Genomic DNA, 22,946 nt, shown 5'->3' on the forward strand with positions numbered 1-22,946 from the left:
GGAGGTGTCACCGTTGACACAGAGTACAGGCAAACGTCTGCTGCAATATGCACTGACCGCCAAAAAGACCTTCATCGCCGCCCTTCTACTCCTGACCATCGGAGTAGCGGCTGAGCTGGCGGGGCCTTTTATCGCCAAGAGCATGATTGATAATCATCTGCTTGCGATTGAGAAGCCCTATTTCCAGACAGCCTCACCGGAAGGTGCCGCTGAATATAACAACACTTATTACAAACGCGGTGACAAATTTGCCGCTGACGAAGCCAAGGGCCAGGAGGTCCGCCTGCTTCAGGCGGGCAGAAGCTTCTACTTCATCAATGAAGCGGTAGCGAAGGCCGAAGGCGAGCGGAGCTTCGCGAACGGGAAGCTACAGATTAAGTACGGCGAGCAGACGACGGCTTATCCGGCCGTCAAGCTGTCGGCGGGTGATCTGTTTTCCTTTTACAAGCCGGAGCTTCCTGGTATCTATCAGTTAGTCGCTCTATACGCCATGTTCCTTGTTATCTCCATTATTGCTGAGTTCGGCAAAACCTACTGGCTGCAATCGTCTGCCAATCAGGTCATCCGCAAGCTGCGGACCGATGTCTATGCCCATATCCAGCGCCTGCCGGTCTATTTCTTCGATAATCTGCCTGCCGGTAAGGTAGTGTCCCGGGTTACCAACGATACGGAAGCAGTCAAGGATCTCTTCATTGCCGTGTTATCCAACTTCGCTACAGGAATCATCAATATCACCGGTGTCTATGTGGCCCTCTTCCTGCTCGATGTGAAGCTGGGACTGGTCAGCTTGTTCATCGTGCCGATTATTATTCTCTGGATCGTGCTGTACCGAAAAATCGCTACCAAATACAACACGATCATCCGCTCGCGGCTCAGTGAGATTAATGCCATTATCAACGAATCGATTCAGGGGATGTCGATCATCCGTATTTTTCGCCGCCAGAAGCAGAGTAGCGCTGAATTCGAGCAGCTCAATGACGACTATCTGAAATATCAGAACAAAATGCTCAACCTGAACGCCTTCACCTCCCACAACCTGGTGAACTCGCTGCGCAGCCTCTCCTTCGTGCTGGTGCTGTGGTACTTCGGCTTCGGCAGCTTGGACGGGTCGACCTTCGTATCGCTTGGTGTCCTGTATGCCTTCGTCGATGTGCTGGGCCGGATGTTCCAGCCGATTACGGGGATGGTCAACCAGCTGGCAAATCTGGACAGCTCGATGGTCTCTGCCGGCCGCGTGTTCACGCTGATGGATGAGCCGGGAGAGCCCGTCACTGACGGATCGATGCCGCGTTACAAGGGAAATGTCGTGTTCAAGGATGTCTCCTTTGCTTATAAAAAGGACTTCGTCCTGCGCGATATCTCCTTCGAGGCGCGCCCGGGCGAGACCGTCGCCCTTGTGGGCCATACCGGCTCCGGCAAAAGCTCCATCATTAACCTGCTGTTCCGCTTCTATGATCCGCAGCAGGGAAGCATAACGATCGACGGGCAAAAGGTCAAGGATCTGCCGAAGCAATGGCTGCGCAGTCATATGGGCATCGTGCTTCAGGACCCGTACCTCTTCACCGGAACCATTGCCTCCAATGTCAGTCTGGGTGACGAGCGGATCTCTAGAGAGCGTGTCGAACGCGCCTTGCGTGAGGTAGGGGCTGATAAACTGCTGGCTCATCTGCCGCAAGGCTTCGATGAACCGGTGATTGAGAAGGGCAGCACCCTGTCCGCCGGACAGCGGCAGCTGATCTCCTTCGCCAGAGCCTTATCCTTCGATCCGGCGATCCTGATTCTGGATGAAGCAACGTCCAACATCGATACCGAGACTGAGAGCATTATCCAGCAGGCGTTGGAGGTGCTGAAAAAAGGCCGGACCACCTTCATCATCGCCCACCGGCTGTCGACCATCCGCAGTGCGGACCAGATTCTGGTGCTGCACCGGGGCCAGATTGTCGAACGCGGCAGCCATGATGAGCTGATGGCGCAGGGCGGCAGGTACTTCCGCATGTATCAGCTTCAGCTGGGTGCGGGAGCCGGGAACGGCTCAGGAGAGCCGGCTCCTCTATCCGAGGGCCATGCTTCTTCCGCTGTACTCCGGCCATCGCTGGAACAGCTCTAATCCAGTTGCTTAGGGCTGGCTGCTTAAGTCCGCGTGCGGGCAACCGCTTGTACCGCTCAGATCGTTAATAATTCGTAACAAGAACACCCCTTGATGCTTACAGGCGTCAAGGGGTGTCTTATACTTGATATCAGAACATTTGTTCTGTATAATGAAGCAATACATATTATGGGTGAGGTGAAGATGATGATAACCTACAGTCTTAGCAAGCGGCAAGCCCGGCTGTTCCTGCTGCGCCATCAGCGGCTCGTCCCGGACGGATTGCCCGGCGGCAAGCAGAGCATCTATGACTTCGTCCGGCATGTAGGCTGTATCCAGTATGATCCGCTCAGCATAGCCGGACATAATCACGAGCTGGTGCTTCAGGCGAGAATCCCCGGCTTCGTGCCCGAAATGGCCAATGAGCTGCTATATAAGGACAGGCTGCTGATTGACGGCTGGGATAAGAACATGTCGATCTACTGCACGGAAGACTGGCCGTATTTCCAGCGCCGCCGGGAAGCTGCCGCCAGGCATCAGCATAACGAGGCCATGGCGGGCATGATTACCCATGTCCGTGCGGAGCTGGATGCACGAGGGCCACTCTCGTCACTGGACCTGGAGAGTACGGAGAAGATCGACTGGTCCTGGGCTCCGGCAAGACTCTCCCGGGCCGCCATGGAGAGCATGTACTTCTGGGGCGAGCTATCCATCCATCACCGGGTGCACACCCGGCGTTATTACGACTACACGGCCAAGCTGCTGCCTCCTGAACTGCTGAGCGCAAGCGATCCTAACGAGACGCTGGAGCAGCATCACGATTGGTATGTGCTGCGCCGGATCGGCAGCATCGGCCTGCAATGGAACCGGTCCGGGGACGGCTGGCTTGGCATCGCAGGCCTGAAGAGCAAAGAACGGACAGCGTCCGTGCAGCGGCTGCTGCAGAAGGACCTGCTCCGCGAGGTACAGGTGGACGGCCTGAAGCTGCCGCTATACATCCGCACAGCAGACGTCCCTGAGCTTGAAGCTATATTGCTTCAGGATGATACTGCGGGCGCAAATGAATCCGTAGCCGGGCCGCAGGCTGGTAATGAGGGTGGGGCCGGTCATGCTGGAGGAGCAGCCTCCTTCGCGGCGGCACTGGCTCCGCTAGACAATCTGCTGTGGGACAGAGAGCTGATCCTCCAGCTATTCGGCTTTCAATACCGCTGGGAGGTTTACAAGCCTGTGCTTGAACGGGAATACGGGTACTATGTCCTCCCACTCCTCTACGGCGACCGCTTCATCGGTCGGCTGGAACCGGTGATGAACAAGAAGACCGGCGTACTAACCATCGTCCGCTGGTGGTGGGAGGCCGGAGAAGCGCTTGAACGCTCCATGCTCCCCGCTCTCACCAGGGCCTTCTCCTCGCTGCAACACTCGACCGGAGCCTCCTCAATCCGCTTCGCGCCGGATGTCGTTCGATCTTGCGGGCTGCAGGAGCTGGAGGAGGCCCTGTCTGCCAATGCGGTAAAAACAAATTAATCCGATTATCTGATACCCCTGCGGGCGGAGGATGGAAGGACTTATTCGGTTCGTCCGCACAGCTTGTGCGGACTCCCTCCACATTGGTCATCCGCCCACTTCTCGGGCGATCGGCGAATTCAGGGGCACTAGTGCTCTTCATTTCGGCGTTCGGCTCCTATTCGCTGAATTCGGGGGCACTAGTGCCCCTCATTTGGGCGTTTGGCTCGTATTCGTTGAATTCAGGGGCACTTCTACCCCTCGTGGCTCTCCGTCAGCCCACATAACGCCTCTCCAGCACATTGTACTCGGTTTTCCGCATACATCCGGCCCACTATTACGCTCAGCTCGTATAACCAAAGAAAACTCCCGCTGTCGCAGTCTTACTGCGAAAGCGGGAGTCTTCTTGTAAGTGTAACTATATTTCATTGATTACCTTATTGGATATGCTCTTCCTCAAGGCCAAGCTTGCTGTACATCTCAGTACAATAGCCCTGCAGCTTAATCTCCAGCCGGCTCGCCTTGTTCTTGAAGCGTTTCAGTTCACGGATCATATGGGCCCGCCCGGCCGGAGTGAAGGTCTCTTGAATCCGTTCCTTGAAGTAATCATGGACAATATGATTGCGTTCCTTCCATACGGCCTGCAATTGACTCGTCTCTTCCTCAGAGAAGGGGAAGTGATGCTGGATTTCTTTGATGAGTTGGCCGAGTGAATTGCTAAGCTTGCGTTGATACAATTCTGCGATTTCGGCGTCAGTTGGCGTCTTGCCCCGCGACAGCTTCGTCAGCAGCAGCAGATTCGTTAATTGCTGCTCCAGCGCCTGGCAATAGTAGACAGCCAGCCCGAAATAAGCAAATAGCTCTTTGGACTGTTCACTCTCCGGTATTTGTGTATCCTTCATCGTTCCTCCCGTTCTTGATCTGGTTATTTGATTTGTGTGTAGATTGAACTTTTCGTTCTATTTCGGAATGGCCGTTGCTGCGGTGAACATTTGGACTTCCGGCCACTTTTTTCAAATTGTAAATCATCAAGGTCAAAGGACACAGCTCAGTTTGTTTTGTTATAGTCCATACGGCCGGTACGGTAAATGTAGAATCCGGCAAGCAATATTATGTACGCCAACGCGTGGGCATAGGCTACCAGCACAGAGGACACGGGCAGAGTCTCTGCATTCATCATCCTGTCCATGACCGGGTATACCGGGGGCAGGAGAATAGATACAACAGGCCCCGGCACCACATCAGCCACTTTACCGGCGCTAATAGATAGAATGAGGAGGATCAGCATCATTCCGGCCGCATATCCAGCCCGCGGTACCCACGAGGATTGCAGGTACAAGGAGAGTGTAATCCCTAATAACCCCATTAGAGCATGTCCGGCCAAACCAAGCAATATCCGCTGAAGTCCGGCAGGTTCATGGAAGCTTCCGGTCAAGACGGGGTACATAACAATGATGACATCCAGCAGCAGCGTAAGCAGGACCAGGGTCAGCAGACCGCCGATACTGTAGCGGCGGGCACTGCGGAGCTGAACGATAACCACCTGCTTCTGCACCGCCTGCTCATGGTTAAGGAAGCTTAAGCCGAGCCACGCACAGGCTATGAATAGAAAGACTGCCGTAGCCGAGTAGCTGCTCATGACCGGATTAGGCTTATAGGAATAGAGAATTAATACCGCAATTATTACACCGGCAACCGGTCCGAAGAACCGCTGGGAGACTGTATAACTATGCAAAAAATAACCGATTAGCCCTTTCACCCGCGTCCACTCCCGCTCTGATCCTTGGGGTCCATCCACTCGGCCAGGTCACTTAATCCCCCGAGAGGCTTCACTGAAACTATGGAACCGCCCGCAGCAAGAATCTGCTGCAGGCAGGTATCTGACATTTTCTGTTCTACAGTCAACCCTGTACACGCTGTACCGGCGAAGTCCGGCTCCGGCAGCACTCGGATGACTCCAGGCAAGGCTTCCAGAGCCCGCTGGGCTTGTCCCGGCAGTGCTGTATAGACGATATCCACTACTGGAGCACTCTTCAGCTTCTCCGCTCCATGAATCGTCCGGAGGGTCTGCCCTTCATGTAATACATATACTGTATCCACGACAGCTTCGATGATCTGCGGTTCATGAACGGACAAGACGAGTGCCGTCCCCTCCGCCTTCAGCTCCAGCAATATTTCGATAAGCGTATCTTGTGCGGGCAGATCCAGTCCCGACATGGGCTCGTCAAGCAACAGCAGCTGCGGCCGGATGAGCAGGCTCTGGATCAGGTTGACCTTCTGCAGCATTCCCTTGGAGAAGCCTGCCAGCTTGCGGCTGCGGGAGGCTTCGAGACTGAACAGCTGCAGCAGTTCGTTAATCCGGGACCCCGAAGCCTCTTCGGAGAGTCCGGCAATCCGGCCCATACAGCGCAGATAGTCTTCGGCGGTGAGCTTCAAGCCGGGAAACGCCTCAGGTGCATAACCTGTGGTTATCGCCCGACGGTCACAGATAAGATCACCGGAGGACAGCTTCAGCAGCCCCGCGAGGATGGATAACAGCGTACTCTTGCCGGACCCGTTACGGCCGATGAGAGCCGTGGCCGTGCCGGGAAGAACCGTCATCGATATTCCGGTCAGAACCGGGCGGCTTCCATATCGCTTGCTTCCTCCGGTAATTGTAATTAGAGATGTTGCATTCGTGGCTTCCAGGCCTCCTTCCATTCGTGCATGCCTCTGGGCCGCATCGAACGGCAGCCTGATTGTTCTCTTATGTAACATTCGCCGGAATGGCTTTATTCTCCTTTTTATTTTCGTGAATCCATGAATTTCACATTGAAAAAAACCAGAACTGTGCAGAAAAAATCCGCACCCGCCCTGGTTCCTGTTAAGTATTCAATGCTATATATGTTAGTCCTAATGGGTGATGTCAGGCGTAGACTTCAACAGCTTCACTGACCAATCTGCAGGCCATGGCTGCATTGCGGCAGGCATCAATGCAATCCTGGCAATGGTTATGCTTATGACGGCTGCTTGTGTCTGCGCAGCGGTCACAGATGTCAGCACATAATTTGAGGATTTCGGCCACGAACGGGCTTTGGCGGGTCATCGCCTGAATAGCAAAGGAACAGATATCTGCGCATTCACGGTCCAGCTGGATGCTCTCCCGCAGATCGGCCAGATCATATTCCTTTAGGCTTGAGACATAGCTATAGTTACAGGCATCCATACATTTAATCAAAGCATTAATGCATTCCTGATATTGAATTCGGGTCATAGCCTTACTACCTCCTGCAATTATTATAGGGTATGCCTATGTATTAACCTGCAAGAATAAGAACGAACCATTCATAAGGAACTGCAGATTGTTAACTATAGGCTTCGTTTGACCGCTGCGGGTCTGGACAGCAGACGTCCCTCCAGGCGCAGAAGTTCCCTGCGCAGCTCACCGGAGGAGAAATGCTCACCTATGAAAACCGCAACATCCGGCACCTCGCCCTGGGGCGTAATTCTCATGAAATCCGCTTCTCTGTAGGCGTACTGAAACAGAAACCGGCTGGAGGTATCGGTAAAAGTTACGATCCCCTTGGCCCGGTACACATCACGTGGCAGCTCCTTCACAAACCGTTCGAATTCCTCGCTGTTCACGGGATTCTGGAAATAATGCGTGTAAGCCATCACATGATCATGCGAAGCATGCATCGCCCCTTCAGCTCCGCCCTCCGTATGCTCCCCGCCCTCAGGCCGGTCTTCCCTATGAACGGCTCCCACACTGCCCAGCAGCACTTCCGGCTCCAGTTCACAGCGTACCGCCGGCAGAATCTCCGCGTACGCATTCCACTTACGCAGCACCTCCGAGATCTCTGCAATCTCTGCGGCTTGAATGCGGTCTGTCTTGTTCAGAATCAGGACGGATGCACAGCGGATCTGCTCCTGCATCAGACGGTAGGTAGCCCCTTGCTGGGAGCGGTACAGCTCCAGCAGATGGGCAGCATCGACGACGGTAATCAGCCCCTTCAGCTCCACCTGCTGATATAGCGAGGTCTCCGTTACTGCATCCACAATCTCCAGCGGGTTGGCTGCGCCTGTAGCCTCGATGATAACAACATCCGGCGATTCTTTTTTGACCAGCGTGGTCAGCTCCGTGCTTAAGTCCCCTCTGCTGGTGCAGCAGATACAGCCGCCCAGCATTTCTGCCATCGGCACAGACTGCTCCACCAGCAGGCCGTCCAGATTCACCTCACCCAGCTCGTTCATAATTACGGCCGGACGGAGGCCCTGAAGCTTCCAATGATCCAAGAGACGCTGCAATAATGTTGTCTTGCCGCTGCCGAGAAATCCCGACAAGATATATACTGGTAATGACTGTTCCAAGTTTGCTCTCTCCCTGCCTCAATCGGTTATGGTAGCGAGTGTACTACAATGACCGCCTCTGTGCAAGGCGGCACTGCCTGGTGAGGCATACATCAGCTTCCCCGGAGCTTGTTATTGCCGCTTCCATCCCCTATCATGGGAAATATAAGCTGCACAGCAGTTACAAAAAGGAGCTGGTTCGTATCTCATCCGTCGAAGAACACCGGAGCGAAGCCCCGGATTCAGTCGCTTGCTACATCATAACGGTCTCGGACACCCGGACCATCGATACGGACACCGGAGGGCCGCTGATCCAGAGTCTGCTGGAAGCTACCGGTTATACCGTGACCGGCCGCACCATCGTCAAGGATGATTATGAAGATATCCGGGAGCTGGTCTACAAAAGCTCCGTCCATTCCGGCATCGAAGCTGTGCTTCTGACCGGAGGGACCGGCATTTCCCCCCGTGACACCACCTATGAGGCCGTAGCCTCTCTGCTGGACAAGTCGCTGCCGGGCTTCGGGGAGATTTTCCGGCTGCTGAGCTTCACGGAAGATATCGGCTCTGCCGCCATGCTTAGCCGGGCCATTGCCGGGACGATCGGCAGTACCGCTGTCTTCTCCATGCCCGGCTCCACCGGTGCGATCAAGCTGGCCATGGAACGGCTGATCCTGCCCGAGCTGCGCCATGTCATGCGCGAGATCTACAAGCGTTCGTGAGACGCAGCATGGCCGGACACCTATTTTGCCGGAATCTAGACGAATGAACAAGCAGGCTCCTGCATAACGCGTATACTGGCATAAGTCCACTGCGAAGGAGCTGAGTGTAATGAGAAATTGTCCGAAATGTCCTGCTGAAACGGTTACAGATCCCACACAGGTTGTATATGAAGATTACTATCATCCCCAGGTGGTCCAGGTGGTCCACCATGTCGAGGTCGTCAGACGCCACCACTGTGTTCCGGTCCCTCACCATATCTACACTTATTCCGTCCGGGATGAAATGTGCGGGCCTACCGCAATGGTGCGCAGCAGAAAAAGATAGTCTAGCCTGCCTCTCCGGTCTATAAGATAGTTGTAAAAGGCAAAACCGCCGTCTGCGCGTGAAAGATACGCGCAGCGGCGGTTTTGTCTTTTCCGGGAAAGTCTATACAATTGGCGGGTCTGTATGAACGTCTGCATCGGGTGCTGTAGCCGCCCAGCGTGTGAAGGTGACCTGAAACCCGGCCCGCGTTGGAGCACACAGGAAGGGTCCCGCCTGACTGCCAGTCTCATAAGGAAACCGGGCAACGCGGATAGTCCGCCAGGGATGATTCTCTGTTCGCGCTCTGAGGATTACTGCATCCTTCATCCGTGAAGCCCGCAGGGTAATTACTTCGCCCTTCCACTCGGGCACAGGGGACAATGACCAGTCAGAGTAACCATCCGTCACGACTGCACCTATATGGGGAACCCCGTCATTCACCTCAATACCGGCTTTGATCCATTGCTCACCGCTGTGCCATAGCATAATACCTGCCTGGTCGTACAGCTCCGTGAACCCGTCCAACGCAAAGCTGATCTCTACCGCTTCTGCCTTATCCCAAGGGGCAAGCAGCGCATGACCGTTGTCATGCTGGAAGCCGTACATCGTCTTTTCCCAGTAATCACTGCCCTTCGCTGCATGGGCCACCAGTTGACCGTCTGCGGTCCTGCTGGACACCGGTTCATTGCTCCATACTCCATCCTGCCATTCTATGAATCTCATTACAGCCTCACCTCTCCTTGTCGTTTGCTCATCATCCGGTTAATGATTTCAGAGCTTACTATCATCACTATGATATACCCAATCATTGCCGGCGGGAGAATCATGAAGGTGCTCCGCGCCGCCGCCCAACCCAACAGTGGAGGCAGAAACGCACCGCCGGTGTAAGCCAAGGCCATCTGATACCCCATAATCTTCTGCGAATGCTCCGCTCCGAACCGGGCGGGCGTCTCATGCAGCATGCAGGGGAAGATCGGTGCTGAGCCCAGGCCAATCAGAATAAAGGCGACCAGTGAATACACATCCGGCAGCGGCAAGGCCAGCAGCAGCGAACCCGCGAGTGAGATCGCCAGCCCGCCGCGAATCAGCGTACGGTTGCTGAACCGGAAGGTAATGAAGCCGGTAATCAGCCGCCCGGCCGTGATTCCGCCATAATAGAGCGAGACCCATCCGGCAGCCGTTGCCGGGGATACCTTCTTGACGTTCACCAGATAACTGCTGCCCCATAGCCCCACCGTAGCTTCCACTCCGCAATAGAACAGGAAGGTGAGCATCGCCAGCTTCACGCCCGGGATGCGGAGCACCTTACCCTCAGCGGGAACGGCCGCAGGCCGGGAATCTAACTTCTCAGACCTCTCTACAGGCTTCTGGCCGCCCCGTTTGCTTACCTTTGTCCATAGCGGCAGACTGAAGAACAGTACCACGACTAACGCGAACTGAATCATGCTGACCGCGAAAAATCCTGTTCTCCAGGACTCGCCATTCGCAATATAACGCGACATCAGAATCGGCCCCAGCATAGCCCCTATCCCCCAGAAACAGTGCAGCCAGCTCATATGATGCGCTTTGTAATGAGTCGCCACATAATTATTCAACCCTGTATCAATCGAACCGGCCCCCAGACCCAGCGGCAAGGCCAGGAGAGCCACCCACACGACGGAAGAGGAATAAGAGAAGCCTAGCAGGGCCAGAGCGGTTACCGCCACGCTGATAAAAGTAACCATCCCCGTCCCGAGCCGCTTCAGCACCACACTGCTGGCCAAGCTTGAGATAATCGTCCCGGCGACTACTATCATCGACAGCAGTCCGGCCAGCTCAACCGGCGCCCCGAAATCCAGCCGGATAATCGGCCAGGCTGACCCAAGCATCGAATCCGGCAGTCCCAGGCTGATGAACGCCAGATAAATAATGATTAAGAATACCGTTGCCATGTTACTCCCGCCTAACCTTTCATTGTAGGTGAACTATCCCATCGATAGAGTTGCCAGCTTCTTGGAAGCGACTTTTTTTCATTAGGGTTTCCCCTCGTTACTATATCATGTTACATAATTATTTTATAATATTCTTCCGGGCTAGTTACAGCTGCAAAATAGCCCGGCAGAGTGACTCTGCCGGGCGGGTACTAACTTTAGCTATTGCTTGCTTTTATGAATGCTAAGACTCCAATAGACCTTACACCTTACAAGTCTGGATGCTCATGCTTCGCCTTGAGGCGGCTCCAGCGGCGTTGTACTTCACCCTCGAAGCTGCGCAGGGCCGGTTCATTCTCCGGCTTCAGCAGATGGCGGGTCTTGCCCATCGTCTTCAGCCAGGCGGATACTTCTATCCGTTTGTCCTTGTCTTCCGGGTTATAGGTGATACTCGTAATTCCCTGCTCTACTTCATAGAGCGGGAAGAAGCAGGATTCGACAGCCAGGGACACGATATCTGTGCCGTCCTTGTCGTCGCTCATCCAGTTCAGCGGACAGGCAATGAGAATCTTGCCGTAGACCAGACCTTCATTTTGCGCATACCACTGGGCCTTCGCCGCCTTCTTCAGCATATCCTGCGGATAAGCTTCACAGCCGGTGAAGACATAAGGAATATTGGTAGCCGCCATAATCTGCGCTGTATCCTTGTGCTGGGTCACCTTGCCCTGCTGGGTTTTGCCGATGCTTGAGGTGGAAGTCCGGTGTCCGAGCGGTGTCGAATAGGACTGCTGCGCCCCTGTATTCATATATCCTTCGTTATCATATTCCACAATGATCATCTTGTGGCCGCGCAGCGCTGCACCGATCGCAGGTCCCATCCCGATGTCCATCCCGCCGTCGCCGGTAACCATAACGAACGTGAAGTCTTCCTTCAGCCCCAGCCCGTCAAGCTCACCGCGGCGTTTGCGTTCCCAGAACATCTCAACCACACCGGACAGCGTAGCTGCGCCGTTCTGGAACAGATTGTGGATGAACGTCGATTTATGGGAGGAATACGGATAGCCGGTAGTCGTTACCATCGCGCAGCCGGTGTGGTAGAGCGCTACGATATCGCCTTCGATCCCTTTGAAGAACAGCTCCAGCCCGGAGAAAATCCCGCAGCCCGGACATGCGCCATGTCCTGGAGACAGGCGTCTCGGCTTCTTCATCAGCGAACGGACCGGCGGAACTCTGACACTCAGCTTGCCGGTCTCTTCGTTCCGGGTTACCGTGATCAGGCCGGTCTTCAGCTTATCGAAGTCCATCGGCTTCAAGAGGCGCTTCGGCGCATTCTCCGGCGCTCCCGGATTATGGCCATAGTAATCGAACGGAATCTCTACACGGTCCGCAACAACAGCATCCATAGCCAACTGGAAGAAGTGATGCCCGTCTTCGGCATAGAAGTCTTTACCGCCCAGACCGTAGATCCGGCTAATCACCTTAGTCGTTGTATTGCCGTAAGTGAACAGTGCAGCCTTAATCTCGTTCACCATGTTACCGCCGTGTCCGCCAACCGAATCGGCACGGTCACCTACAGTAATGGCTTTGACATGCTTCAGCGCTTCAGCAATCTGCTTCTGCGGGAACGGACGGATCATGTTCGGGGAGATTGCCCCTGCCTTGATTCCCTGCTCACGGAGCTGATCCACTACGTCCTTAATAATCTCCGAAGCCGAGTTCATCAGGAAGACAGCAACATCGGCATCCTCCATCCGGTACTGCTCGATCATCTCATAATGGCGTCCGGTCAGCTCTGCGAATTCCTGGGCGATTTCTTCAAAGACTTCACCCGCATTGTACATCGCAACGGATTGCTGATAGCGGTTGTTGATGTAATCCGGTTCATTCATGTAAGGTCCCACAGTGACCGGATTATTGCGGTCCAGGGTATCGGTGAAGCCGGCAGGCGGTTGTTCGCCAACGAACTTGTGAACATCCTCACGGTGGGCAAAAGCCTGTACCCGGCGCTTCTGGTGCGAAGTGAAGTAACCGTCAGAGGCTACCATCACCGGCAGCCGGACTTTGGCGTGTTCCGCCAGCTTCAGCGCCATCAGGTTCATATCATAGACCGACTGCGGATCACGGCACATCAGGATCGGCCAGCCGGTGTTCAGGGCGAAATACAGATCGGAGTGATCTCCGTGAATATTCAGCGGTCCTGAGATCGAACGGCAGACCAGATTCATGACCATCGGCATCCGCGTACCTGCTTGTACAGGCAATTGCTCCAGCATGAACATGTACCCTTGAGCGCTGGTTGCGTTGAACACACGGCCGCCTGCCGTCGAAGCACCGTAGCAGATCCCGGCGGAGCTGTGCTCGCCGTCGGACGGTACCAGCATAATATCGTGCTGGCCGCTGGCTTTCATCGTATCGAGGAACTGAGCCACCTCAGTCGATGGGGAGATCGGGAAATAACCCATGACATGATAGTTAATCTGATGCGCGGCATAGGCCGCCATTTCATTACCGGACTCGTATAGGAATTTCTGCTCCACCTTGGCGGAGCCTAGTTCTTTTTCATAATCAATAGCCACAATGTATTCCACCTTTCTTCCGGGTTTTAGACTGGAGTTACCAGATCGAACTGATGCTTCACGGCATGGCTGTCCGCATAGCCTTCCTTCTCCCTCATGCTGGATAATGCCGAGGTCGGGCAGGCACCGATGCATTTCAGGCAGCCTTTACAGTACTGGTAGTCAATACCGAGCAGGAACATCTGCGAACGGCCCTTGCGGTCCAGGCGCTCTTCCCACACGAAGCATTGGTCAGGACATACCGTGTCACACTGTGCACAGTTGATACAGGACTCGATCTCAAATGCCGGAAGCATACCGGAACGGGAGATGCTGAGATTCTTCAGGAAGCTGCTGCCCGGGTTCGTGATCGTACCGCCCATCGGCTGAGTCTCATAACCGAGAGCCGAGATATCGGAACGGACATATTCCGGCATGCTGTCGCCGGCAGCCAGCTCGAACTGCATGAATTTCACTTCATTGTAGCCGCGCTCAAAGGTGGTGATGGCCGACTGGACGGCCTGCGGATATTTTTTGCCGAGCGACTTCTCAATGACGCCCTTCATAATATCTGTATCCAGGAACGGGCAGAGCCGGAACAGCGCTCCGAGCATGGCCATGTTAACACGGTTCTTCTCCTTGAGTGCGATGCTGGTAGCATCGATTACCGCAATCGTGCCGGCCTTCATCTTCAGCAGCTCTCTGAGTTCTTCCGGCGTCTTGGCCGAGTTCACAAGAACGGTGCTGTGTTCATGAATTCCGCTGGTTACATTAACGGTCTTGGCAAGTGCTTCGTGAAATACGCCGACAACATGCGGACGCTCGACTGGTGAAGTATCGCGGATATGGGTATCCATATCACAGAAGCGGATGTGAGCCTTAACCGCAGACCCCTTCTTCTCCGAACCGTACGATGAGAAGCTGACGCCGTTCAGCCCTGCGCCGACCACTCCTGCTTCCGCCAGCATTTTACCTGCCAGGTTCGCGCCCAGGCCTCCAATGGATTCCAGACGAATCTCAAAGAATCCCAGTTCATTTACTATTGGCAATTGTACCACCGACATAACCCCTTTCTTAGTACATCCTTTTGACTTTTTCAACGATTGTAACTTGATTTTGCAAGCCGCGAAGTGACATATCTTGCATTTTCCACGCTCAGGAAATCACAGTTCTTTATAGATTTATGCAGGTTTCTTTATACGCGACAGTGCGGTGTTATTTCAATAGAAGGAAAGCTTCCATGAAAACGACAAAATGTGAAAATTCTGTGTAATCCCGCACTCTCCCAAGCAAACTGTGGATGAGATGTCATCCTTAATTTAGCAATAAAATTAAAAATTAAGATGTTAAAAATATCACAGAAATAATGATATATATCACAGGTGCCTGCTGCCAAAAGAAAGAAACTCCTGTCCATTCAAGGAAGGAGTTCCATCTTCATTGCTATAATCTTTTAATAGGCCCACCAGTTGCCTGACATGACAATCATCGAGAACAGCTTGAGGCTGTCTTCATAATAGTCCTCTGCTGCGCTGTGCGCCGTATGGCTCCAGAGGGAGTTCAGCCAGCTCTGGTTCGCGGATGAGGTCATTGCGCCTACACCGAAGGGGCCGTAAAAGGCTCCGCTGTTGTAGCTGCCAAAGGTGGTTCCGTCCAGCTTGTAGCCATCCTTGATATTGCCCGGCGTGCCTCCTGTCTTGGCCTTAATCCAGGTGTTGAGTTGGTTCAGCTGGGATAAAGCGCGGTTATCACCGGTGAGCAGATAATCGGTGGTAATCCGCCATGGCACCCGGCAGGAATTATAGTTGTAATCCCCGTCACGCTGAGATTCCAGGAAATTCGCGGCAGCAGGCTTATAGGTATTGTTAGAATAGACTACGAAGTCAGGAAGCAGACCGGTTGTGGAGCTATAACCCGTATAGAGGCTGTTGATTAAGGTGTAGGTCTTGTTCGTTACATTCTGCCAGCGGGCATCCCCGGTAGCGGCCTGGAAGGCTTTGAAATGGTTCACCATGAAATCCGACGGGCGGGTGGCTGTGTTATAGGAGCCGCTGGTCGCCCAGTCTCCGAGACGGATCGTCCACTGGGACTGATTGATGTCATTATTCATGATGGCATTGATGATATTGGTCGCGGCCTGCAAGTAGTTAACGGTCCCGCTGCTTCCCCATTGCTTGTGGGCGAGCAGCAGGGAGTAGGCAATATCCATGTCGCCGTCTGTAGCCGAATTCTGGCCTTCGACATTCTGGAAGCTGCTGTTCTGCTTCCAGGACATCAGGTAAGGATTAATAGAGCTCGGGTGTGCGGTGTAATAATTATAGAGTCCATTATAATAGTTCTGCGCGTTAGCGTCATAGCCGGCCATCAGGACGGTGAACAGCATCCCGTAGCCCTGAGCTTCCGATACGGTCTCCCCGGCTGAATTATATTTCACATAATACTTGCCGGTGCCAGCCGGTTTGAGGTATGCGCCTTTCCATGCGTCCCATTTGGTCTTAACAGCGTTATCCATGACTGTCTGCGTGACATTGTTCGGCTTGATGGTTCCGCTCGTGTAGGTTGTGTGCTGGGGGAACGGCTTGTTGACTGCTGCGAAGGCGGACCCGGCAGGCAGGATGAACATGGCCACACATAAAAGCATCAGACTTGTCAAATGCAGCTTGCGCCTCGCTGGTTTGTTCATAACTCTATCACTCCTCATAAGTTTGGTAGATGCCGTATAGATTTGCTGGTAAAGTGAACAGACAACTGCGGAAAAGCTCACCTCCTCCTTCGAGTGTGGCGGCTACAGTAGATAGCGTAGCGGTTATCATGAGCTTGAGGACGAATTTTAAAGCGCTTATACTTTCGTTGCAAAATCAGGTATCTTTCTTCCAAATCTGTAAAACCTAACATATTTAATATATGATTTCAGAGACTTGCTGTCAATGAGCAGATGGTCGCTCACACGAAAAGCCCTCTCAGGCCTACCGCCGAGTTCACACGGCAGGCCTGAGAGGGCTGACTATATTCCGGTTCTAATGAAATTCATACCAGGTTCTATTCTACATCTGTAATCATGTGCTCCGCAATCAGCTGCTGCTTGCGGTTCCATAGCTGTTCGCTGAGATTCACGCGGAAGACTTCCGGGTTCAGCTTGCGCAGGTACTCCGGCCAGAAGAGGTCGAGCTGCTCCTCATGGTAACGGCGGATCTCCGCCAGCTCCGGCAGAGTATAGACCTGGAATCCGTTCACCACAATCGGCTCCAGCATCCGCACCGCGTCGTAACGCTCCACATGCTTCTTCATATAAGGATGCAGCGGGTTGAACAGCTTCAGCCGGACACCGCTGCGGGGTGCAGGCTCATCGGCGAAGCTGATATAATCAGCCAGCGCCTTGCCGTTCTGGCCGATAATGCGGTAGACTTCCTTTTTGCCGGGCGTAGATACCTTCTCGGGATTGGAAGAGATCTTGATCGTTGGGATCATCTCGCCGCTAGGCGCTTCAATCTCGACCAGCTTGTAGACGCCGCCCAGTGAAGGCTGATCCGAAGCGGTAATCAGTTGGGTTCCGACCCCCCATGTGTCAATTGCCGCCCCTTGTGACTTCAAGTTCATGATGGTGTTCTCATCCAGATCGTTGGAGGCCACAATCTTCACATACTGCAGCCCGGCTTCATCAAGCATCTCGCGTGCCTTGCGGGACAGATAAGCAAGGTCACCGCTGTCCAGCCGGATGCCGTTCATCCGTTTGCCTTGCGCTTCCAGCTTCTTCGCCGTGTTGATCGCATTCGGCACACCGCTGCGCAAGGTATCGAAGGTATCCACCAGCAGCGTCACGCCGTCCGGCATTACTCGCGCGTAGGCGTCGAACGCCTCCTGCTCGCTCGGGAAGCTCTGCACCCAGGAATGGGCATGGGTGCCCTTCGTAGGGATGCCGAACTTTTTGCCGGCCAGCATGTTAGAAGTCGCATGGAAGCCGCCGACATAAGCGGCGCGAGCGCCCCAGACTGCGGCATCCGCTTCCTGCGCGCGGCGCGTTCCGAACTCCAGCAGCGTATCATTCGGGGCCACCTGCTTGATCCGTGACGCCTTGGTAGCAATCAGCGTCTGATAGTTCATGAAGTTCAGAATCGCAGTCTCGACCAGCTGCGCCTCCATAATCGTGCCTTCGACCCGGATCAGCGGTTCATCCTGGAACACCAGGGCCCCTTCCTTCATGGAATGGAGACTGCCCTGGAAATGGAACTGCAGCAGCTCCTCCAGGAAGGCCGGCGCATAGTTCTCCTCCTGCTCCGACAGGTAGCGGATATCCTCTTCTGTGAACCGCAGCTCCGCGATGTACTGGGCGATCCGCTCCAGCCCGGCGAACACGGCGAACCCGTTGCCGAACGGCAGCTTGCGGAAGTAGGCTTCGAACACCGCCCGGCGCTTGTGTGTACCATTCATCCAATGGGCATACATCATATTAATCTGGTATTTGTCTGTATGTAGAGCAAGTTCTCTCCTCAAGTCCTCATCTCCTAGTCGTTACACTGTTGTATTTGGGTTCTGTCTCTGCAGATGTGCTACTGCTCTGTTGCGCCCGTGACGACCTTCGCGCCAAGACTGCCGCGGAAGTGTCCAAGCGCCCACACGTGGCCGTCCGGGTTGAAGCTGGCTACGGCATCCTCATGCACCGTAATCCCGAAGCCGTGGTTGTAGGCATCCACTGCCGTATGCAGCACACAGATATCCGTGCATACCCCGATCAGATGCACCTCGGTAATGCCCCGCTCACGCAGCTTCAGCGCAAGATCCGTGCCGCAGAAGGCGCTGTAACGCGTTTTATCCATCCAGTAGATGGCTTCCCGGTTCGCCTCGTAGACAGCCTTCAGGCTGCCGTACAGCTCACGCCCCTCGCTTCCCCGCAGATTATGCGGCGGAAACAGCTTGGTCTCCGGGTGGTACGGGTCATCCGCTTCATGCAGATCTACAGCCATCACCACATAGTCCTCGCTGCGCACGAATTGCTCCGTCAGTTCACTGACTCGGGGTGCAATATCGATGCCGGGCTGGCCGACAGGCAGGTTCCCGTCAACGAAATCATTCGTGAAATCAATTACAATCAGTGCTCTCATGGTAGGATAGCCTCCTAAAAGGTTAATGGGCCTGCACTTCCCGGCAGCTTACGTATAAATGGATAATAACGGCTCATGGTCCGTGAACATATAGAGCTGTGCCGGGCGCTGGGAGTATTGATTGGAGCTGAGCGGATTCCCCGCTTCATCGCTCACTTCTTTTAATATACCCTGACGGCTGCGTGTTGACGTAATTTTGCGGATAAAATTCGGTTCTTTGAATTCGGGCACCACCGTCTGAATCACCTGGTACAGCTCGCTCAGCGTGAAATGGCGCGGCAGAAACTGCCGGGCAATCGTCGTCTGCAGCATCTGCTGCTGAATCCGCAGGTAGGCATCGGTAATAATATCATGGTGGTCAAAAGCCAGCTCCAGCTCCTCCAGCGCTTCCTGCAGTGTGAACAGGCCCACCTCGCCTGCATCATCCGAGGCCTGCCGCTGCTCCAGCATCCACTCTTCCACCAGTGCAAAGAAGGCATGGCTGATAATCCAGCCGCGCGGATCCCGGCCCGGCTGGCTGTAGACGCCGAGATATTCCAAATGCCCGCCGTCCACGCCGGTCTCTTCCTTCAGCTCGCGCGTAGCGGCATCATAGATCGATTCATCCTCCTGGCAAAAGCCGCCCGGCAGGGCCCACATGCCCGCACACGGCCATTTTTTGCGCCGGACCAGCATCACCTTCAGCTCGCGCAGCGGCAGCGTCTTCGTGACGGTCTTCCGCTCGCGCTTGGTCAGTGTAAACATGACAATATCCGCCGGAACGCCATCCGGAGTGCGGTACTTCTTGGCGTTATAGGTTTGTTCCGCGTTCTCAGTCACTATAGATCATCCTTTGCCGCAGCTATTGTTTGTTGTTCGTATCTTTTAATGTACCAAACCTGTGCGCCCAAAATCAACCGGAGCCGGCCCGCTGACTATGTAAAAAGGGACGGATTCACATCCGCCCCCGGGGTGTTCTGCCTTAATCTCCGCATGTAGAGGGCGGCGCTTCAGTGCCTGCTTCCACATTGATTTTATCCGAAACGGTATCCCTGATCACTGAAATCACCATCTGCAGCAGATAATTGATGTCGCTCTGGCTCTGCTGGAACTCATTCACGACCGGGATACTGTCGATTTCATCCTGCAGCTCTTCAATCTCACGTTCAATCTTCGCGACCATCGCCTGGTTCTTGAAGCTCTCGAACGCCACGATCTCCTTCTGCTTCTTCTTAATCGTAGCAATGAGTCCCTGCACACGCTCGTGATTCAGAATCTTCTGCTCGGCCTGCTGGAAATGGCGGACCTCCTCACTGGTGGAGATGAGTGCAGCCAAGTCCTTCGCCTTGCCCATAATATCTTCGCGGACAATTAAATCCCGGGTATTGTGGGTCTGCATGCCATATTCATTCAGTCGTGCTTCTTCCTGGCTCATTCTTCTCGCCTCATTTCTCTATAATTAGAGGACCGCTGCGGCTTCCGCCTGATAGTCCCCCTGGATGTACCAAGTCTTCGCGCCGGTAATGCTCACCTGCACCAGCGTGCCAATCAGGGAGGACGGGCCTTCAAAATGCACCAACTTACTGTCACGGGTACGTCCGGCCAGCATCCGGGCATTATTCTTGCTCGTACCTTCCACCAATACCTCCACCCGCTGGCCCAGCATCCGCTCATTCCCCAGACGGCTCTGCTCCTTGATCAGATCATTCAGACGCTGGAGACGCGCGCTCTTGACCTCTGGCGGAACATTATCGTCCATCCCAGCTGCCGGAGTCCCTTCACGCGGAGAATAAATGAAGGTATACGCCATATCATACCCTACTTCGCGCACCAGGGACAGTGTCTCCTCGAACTGCTCCTCCGTCTCACCGGGGAAGCCGACGATAATATCGGTAGTCAGCACCGCATCCGGCACGCCTGCCTTAATCTTACGGACCAGCTCCAGATAGGCTTCCCGGGTATATTTGCGGCTCATCCGCTTTAGCACGGCTGTACTTCCTGACTGCACCGGCAGATGGATATGCTCCACCAGATTGCCGCCTTTGCCCAGCACATGAATTAATTGTTCGTCAAAATCACGCGGATGCGAGGTCATGAACCGGATACGCGGAATATCAATCCCCCGCATGTCGTCCATCAGGTCGCCGAAGGTATAATCAATGTCCGTAAAATCCTTGCCGTAGGCGTTCACGTTCTGCCCCAGCAGCGTTACTTCCTTGAAGCCCTGGCGGGCCAGCTCCCGCACCTCGGCAATGACATCCTCCGGACGTCTGCTCCGCTCCTTCCCCCGGGTGAACGGCACAATACAGTAGGTGCAGAACTTGTCGCAGCCATACATAATATTCACCCAGGCGCGCAGACCCTCCCGCTTCTTCGGCAGATTCTCAATGATGTCGCCCTCCTTGGACCAGACCTCAATGACCAGCTCGCGGCTGAACACCGCTTCCTTAATCAGCTCCGGCAGGCGGTGGATGTTATGTGTGCCAAAGATCAGATCCACGAAGCCGTACCGGCTCATGATCCGGTTGACCACGCCCTCCTCCTGGGACATACAGCCGCAGATCCCCAGGAGCAGGCCGGGCTTCTCGAGCTTCAGTGTTTTGAGATGGCCCAGCTCTCCGAATACCTTATCCTCCGCATTCTCGCGGATCGCGCATGTATTAAGTAGTATAATATCAGCTTCGCTGCGGTCTTCAGCCGCCCGATAACCGAGCTGCTCCAGCATTCCCTTCATCGTCTCCGTGTCATGCTCATTCATCTGGCAGCCGTAGGTGGTAATATGATAGCTCTTGCCTGCGCCGAAATCCGCCATCTCCGGCGGGATGTCGAAATGATACAGCACTTCAATCTCTTCCTTGCCCCGCCGCTTGCCTTCCTTGTAATCGGGCTGGCTGTTGATCTGTACGTTTCTGCCTTTGATCCGGTAGGTGGTCTTGCCTTCAGTCTCGCTGATGATCTTGGCATCCGTGAAATCGAAATACTGCCCGTAATCCTTACTCCCCTTCGCCATGCTACTAACACATCCTCTGCTGATGTCCCCGTATTTTCAGAGCTTTTCTAGTGTAAAATTATATCATAAGAATCCCAATAGATACCATTCTATGTCCGGGGTCAAGTTGGATTTAAAAGCTTTACTATAACGTATACGTTATCGTTTATAGTGTTGTTGAGGAGGGAACGTAACTATGATCCGCATTGGGGAGTTGGCGAAGACCGCAAATATCAGCAAAAGAACCCTGTATCATTATGAACAAATTGAATTGCTGCAACCCGCACATATCTCAGAGAACGGATATCGCTATTATGATAGTCAAGCCATCCTTCGGCTGCAAAAAATTCTTTTACTGAAATCGATTGGCTATACCTTAGAACAGATTAAAGGGCTGTTGGAGAATAAGCATTCTGCGCAAGAAGATGATCATTGGATCGCTTCATTAAACGAGCAGATAGAGCTGATAGAACAGAAGAAGGAAGAGCTAAGCCGCAAGCAGTATTATCTCCGGTCAACCATTCATGCCATCCGGCTCAAGGGAACGGAGAATTTGCAGGATCTGACGCACATCATTAGTGCCATGAATAACCGCCCTTTGAGCGGAGAAATCATACCTGCCGAATTCACGGAGGACTCCCCCTTTACGGCTAAGGAAACCGGGATTCTTCAGCATCTCCCTGTGCTTGGCAGCAACAGCCAGCGATTGGAGGAGCTTGTAGACATTATGGGACAGGCAGCAGGTATGATGTCCTCCTCTCCCTATTCTTCTGAAGCTCAGGCTCTGGCGGGCCGGTTGTACGACAAGGCACTGGAGCTATTCGAGGGTGATGCCAAGCTGCTGGATAAGTATTGGGAGCAGATTAGACCCGCTGACGGGGCAGAGCCTGTCGTAATGGGCATGGATCGCGCAATGATGTCTTTTATAGATGAGATGATCGGATATTATCTTGGGCATAGAGAGGAGAACCGGCATGAATAAAGCTAAACAAATAGAGATGATGATCAGGAAAATAGGAAGGACAGCGCTGCTGGCCAGTGTATTGCTTCTATTATCGGCCTGCGGAATAACACAAGAATCCAAGGATGGAATGATCGCTGAGCCCTCCCCAGTACAGGCTGAACCGGATGCAGGTGCCATACGCGTAGAGGTGCTGATTAAAAGTGACAGCGATTCGGCAGTTAATCTGGAGGTGGACATCGACGCCCGGAAGCACCCGGAGAGTGTATACCTGGATACGATTGAACTTCCATATCGAGAGGAATTTAACGTCCCCAAGGACACCTTCATCCCGTTGAATTCCACCAAGGTGCTGGCAGAAAAGGATGAAGCGGCCACTTGGATCAGCTGCACCATTCTGTATGACGGAGAGGTAGTCGCAACTCACAAATCCAGAGGGGATAAGGCGAAGGCCGTTTGCGAGAAGAATTTCCGCCTGGGGCCGGGATAACGAACGGATAAGATATCAGGCT

At 54.0% G+C, this 22,946-nt stretch carries 21 protein-coding genes; 6 read left to right on the forward strand and 15 right to left on the reverse strand.

Going from position 1 to position 22,946, the window contains the following annotated elements; all coding sequences use genetic code 11:
* Nucleotides 1-13: 13 nt before the first annotated feature.
* The gene (locus MKX51_RS16875) at nt 14-2,107 is read left to right on the forward strand and encodes an ABC transporter ATP-binding protein (protein WP_340993220.1); all 2,094 of its coding nucleotides are present in this window, start codon (nt 14-16) and stop codon (nt 2,105-2,107) included.
* A gap of 183 nt (nt 2,108-2,290) precedes the next feature.
* Nucleotides 2,291-3,610 (forward strand): winged helix DNA-binding domain-containing protein, encoded by a 1,320-nt coding sequence (locus MKX51_RS16880; RefSeq protein WP_340993221.1) that lies wholly within the window; start codon nt 2,291-2,293, stop codon nt 3,608-3,610.
* Nucleotides 3,611-4,026: 416 nt separating this feature from the next.
* On the opposite strand, the gene MKX51_RS16885 is transcribed toward MKX51_RS16880, so the two are convergent.
* The 5 genes from MKX51_RS16885 to MKX51_RS16905 all read right to left on the reverse strand — a co-directional run bounded on the left by MKX51_RS16885 (nt 4,027) and on the right by MKX51_RS16905 (nt 7,939).
* Nucleotides 4,027-4,491, reverse strand: a complete 465-nt coding sequence (locus tag MKX51_RS16885) for a hypothetical protein (protein ID WP_339310040.1) — start codon at nt 4,489-4,491, stop codon at nt 4,027-4,029.
* Between the two features lie 146 nt (nt 4,492-4,637).
* Complete coding sequence (locus tag MKX51_RS16890; protein WP_340993222.1) at nt 4,638-5,348, reverse strand: hypothetical protein; 711 nt, start codon at nt 5,346-5,348, stop codon at nt 4,638-4,640.
* Nucleotides 5,345-6,289, reverse strand: coding sequence for an ABC transporter ATP-binding protein (locus tag MKX51_RS16895; RefSeq protein WP_340993223.1), 945 nt, complete (start codon nt 6,287-6,289; stop codon nt 5,345-5,347). Before MKX51_RS16895 ends, MKX51_RS16890 begins: the two co-directional genes overlap by 4 nt.
* A gap of 205 nt (nt 6,290-6,494) precedes the next feature.
* The gene (locus tag MKX51_RS16900; RefSeq protein ID WP_340940225.1) at nt 6,495-6,842 is read right to left on the reverse strand and encodes a four-helix bundle copper-binding protein; all 348 of its coding nucleotides are present in this window, start codon (nt 6,840-6,842) and stop codon (nt 6,495-6,497) included.
* A 95-nt stretch (nt 6,843-6,937) separates the two neighbouring features.
* Nucleotides 6,938-7,939, reverse strand: a complete 1,002-nt coding sequence (locus MKX51_RS16905; RefSeq protein ID WP_340940224.1) for a CobW family GTP-binding protein — start codon at nt 7,937-7,939, stop codon at nt 6,938-6,940.
* 182 nt (nt 7,940-8,121) lie between these two features.
* On the opposite strand from MKX51_RS16905, the gene MKX51_RS16910 reads away from it, so the two are divergent.
* Together MKX51_RS16910 and MKX51_RS16915 are read left to right on the forward strand one after the other, a co-directional pair.
* Nucleotides 8,122-8,637, forward strand: a complete 516-nt coding sequence (locus MKX51_RS16910; protein ID WP_340995634.1) for a MogA/MoaB family molybdenum cofactor biosynthesis protein — start codon at nt 8,122-8,124, stop codon at nt 8,635-8,637.
* A gap of 109 nt (nt 8,638-8,746) precedes the next feature.
* Nucleotides 8,747-8,962, forward strand: coding sequence for a hypothetical protein (locus MKX51_RS16915; protein ID WP_081751113.1), 216 nt, complete (start codon nt 8,747-8,749; stop codon nt 8,960-8,962).
* Between the two features lie 102 nt (nt 8,963-9,064).
* Here the strand turns inward: MKX51_RS16915 and MKX51_RS16920 are convergent, their stop codons facing one another.
* From MKX51_RS16920 to miaB, 10 genes are all read right to left on the reverse strand, one after another.
* Entirely contained in the window at nt 9,065-9,664 is a 600-nt protein-coding gene (locus tag MKX51_RS16920; RefSeq protein WP_340940223.1) for a DUF1349 domain-containing protein, read from the reverse strand.
* Entirely contained in the window at nt 9,664-10,872 is a 1,209-nt protein-coding gene (locus tag MKX51_RS16925; protein WP_340993224.1) for an MFS transporter, read from the reverse strand. The genes MKX51_RS16920 and MKX51_RS16925 overlap by 1 nt, the downstream gene beginning before the upstream one ends.
* Nucleotides 10,873-11,120: 248 nt before the next feature.
* Nucleotides 11,121-13,427 carry a thiamine pyrophosphate-dependent enzyme gene (locus tag MKX51_RS16930; protein ID WP_036724568.1) on the reverse strand — a complete coding sequence of 769 codons (2,307 nt, stop codon included), beginning with the start codon at nt 13,425-13,427 and terminating at the stop codon, nt 11,121-11,123.
* Between the two features lie 26 nt (nt 13,428-13,453).
* Nucleotides 13,454-14,464 carry a 2-oxoacid:acceptor oxidoreductase family protein gene (locus MKX51_RS16935; RefSeq protein WP_036724606.1) on the reverse strand — a complete coding sequence of 337 codons (1,011 nt, stop codon included), beginning with the start codon at nt 14,462-14,464 and terminating at the stop codon, nt 13,454-13,456.
* Nucleotides 14,465-14,859: 395 nt separating this feature from the next.
* Nucleotides 14,860-16,089 (reverse strand): glycosyl hydrolase family 8, encoded by a 1,230-nt coding sequence (locus tag MKX51_RS16940; RefSeq protein ID WP_340993225.1) that lies wholly within the window; start codon nt 16,087-16,089, stop codon nt 14,860-14,862.
* A 356-nt stretch (nt 16,090-16,445) separates the two neighbouring features.
* Nucleotides 16,446-17,897 (reverse strand): nicotinate phosphoribosyltransferase, encoded by a 1,452-nt coding sequence (locus tag MKX51_RS16945; RefSeq protein ID WP_340993226.1) that lies wholly within the window; start codon nt 17,895-17,897, stop codon nt 16,446-16,448.
* A 56-nt stretch (nt 17,898-17,953) separates the two neighbouring features.
* Nucleotides 17,954-18,505 (reverse strand): cysteine hydrolase family protein, encoded by a 552-nt coding sequence (locus MKX51_RS16950; protein ID WP_340993227.1) that lies wholly within the window; start codon nt 18,503-18,505, stop codon nt 17,954-17,956.
* A 48-nt stretch (nt 18,506-18,553) separates the two neighbouring features.
* Nucleotides 18,554-19,324 carry an NUDIX domain-containing protein gene (locus MKX51_RS16955; protein WP_036699096.1) on the reverse strand — a complete coding sequence of 257 codons (771 nt, stop codon included), beginning with the start codon at nt 19,322-19,324 and terminating at the stop codon, nt 18,554-18,556.
* 142 nt (nt 19,325-19,466) lie between these two features.
* Nucleotides 19,467-19,919 (reverse strand): RicAFT regulatory complex protein RicA family protein, encoded by a 453-nt coding sequence (locus tag MKX51_RS16960; protein ID WP_076086829.1) that lies wholly within the window; start codon nt 19,917-19,919, stop codon nt 19,467-19,469.
* A 24-nt stretch (nt 19,920-19,943) separates the two neighbouring features.
* Nucleotides 19,944-21,494, reverse strand: a complete 1,551-nt coding sequence (miaB, locus tag MKX51_RS16965) for a tRNA (N6-isopentenyl adenosine(37)-C2)-methylthiotransferase MiaB (RefSeq protein ID WP_340993228.1) — start codon at nt 21,492-21,494, stop codon at nt 19,944-19,946.
* A 175-nt stretch (nt 21,495-21,669) separates the two neighbouring features.
* Between miaB and MKX51_RS16970 the strand changes: the two genes are divergently transcribed.
* A complete protein-coding gene (locus MKX51_RS16970) occupies nt 21,670-22,455 on the forward strand; it encodes a MerR family transcriptional regulator (RefSeq protein WP_340993229.1) in 786 nt (261 codons plus the stop codon).
* Nucleotides 22,448-22,924 carry a hypothetical protein gene (locus tag MKX51_RS16975; protein ID WP_340940214.1) on the forward strand — a complete coding sequence of 159 codons (477 nt, stop codon included), beginning with the start codon at nt 22,448-22,450 and terminating at the stop codon, nt 22,922-22,924. The genes MKX51_RS16970 and MKX51_RS16975 overlap by 8 nt, the downstream gene beginning before the upstream one ends.
* Nucleotides 22,925-22,946 lie beyond the last annotated feature (22 nt).

This window comes from Paenibacillus sp. FSL M7-0420, assembly GCF_038002345.1.
Taxonomy (GTDB): Bacteria; Bacillota; Bacilli; order Paenibacillales; family Paenibacillaceae; genus Paenibacillus_AQ.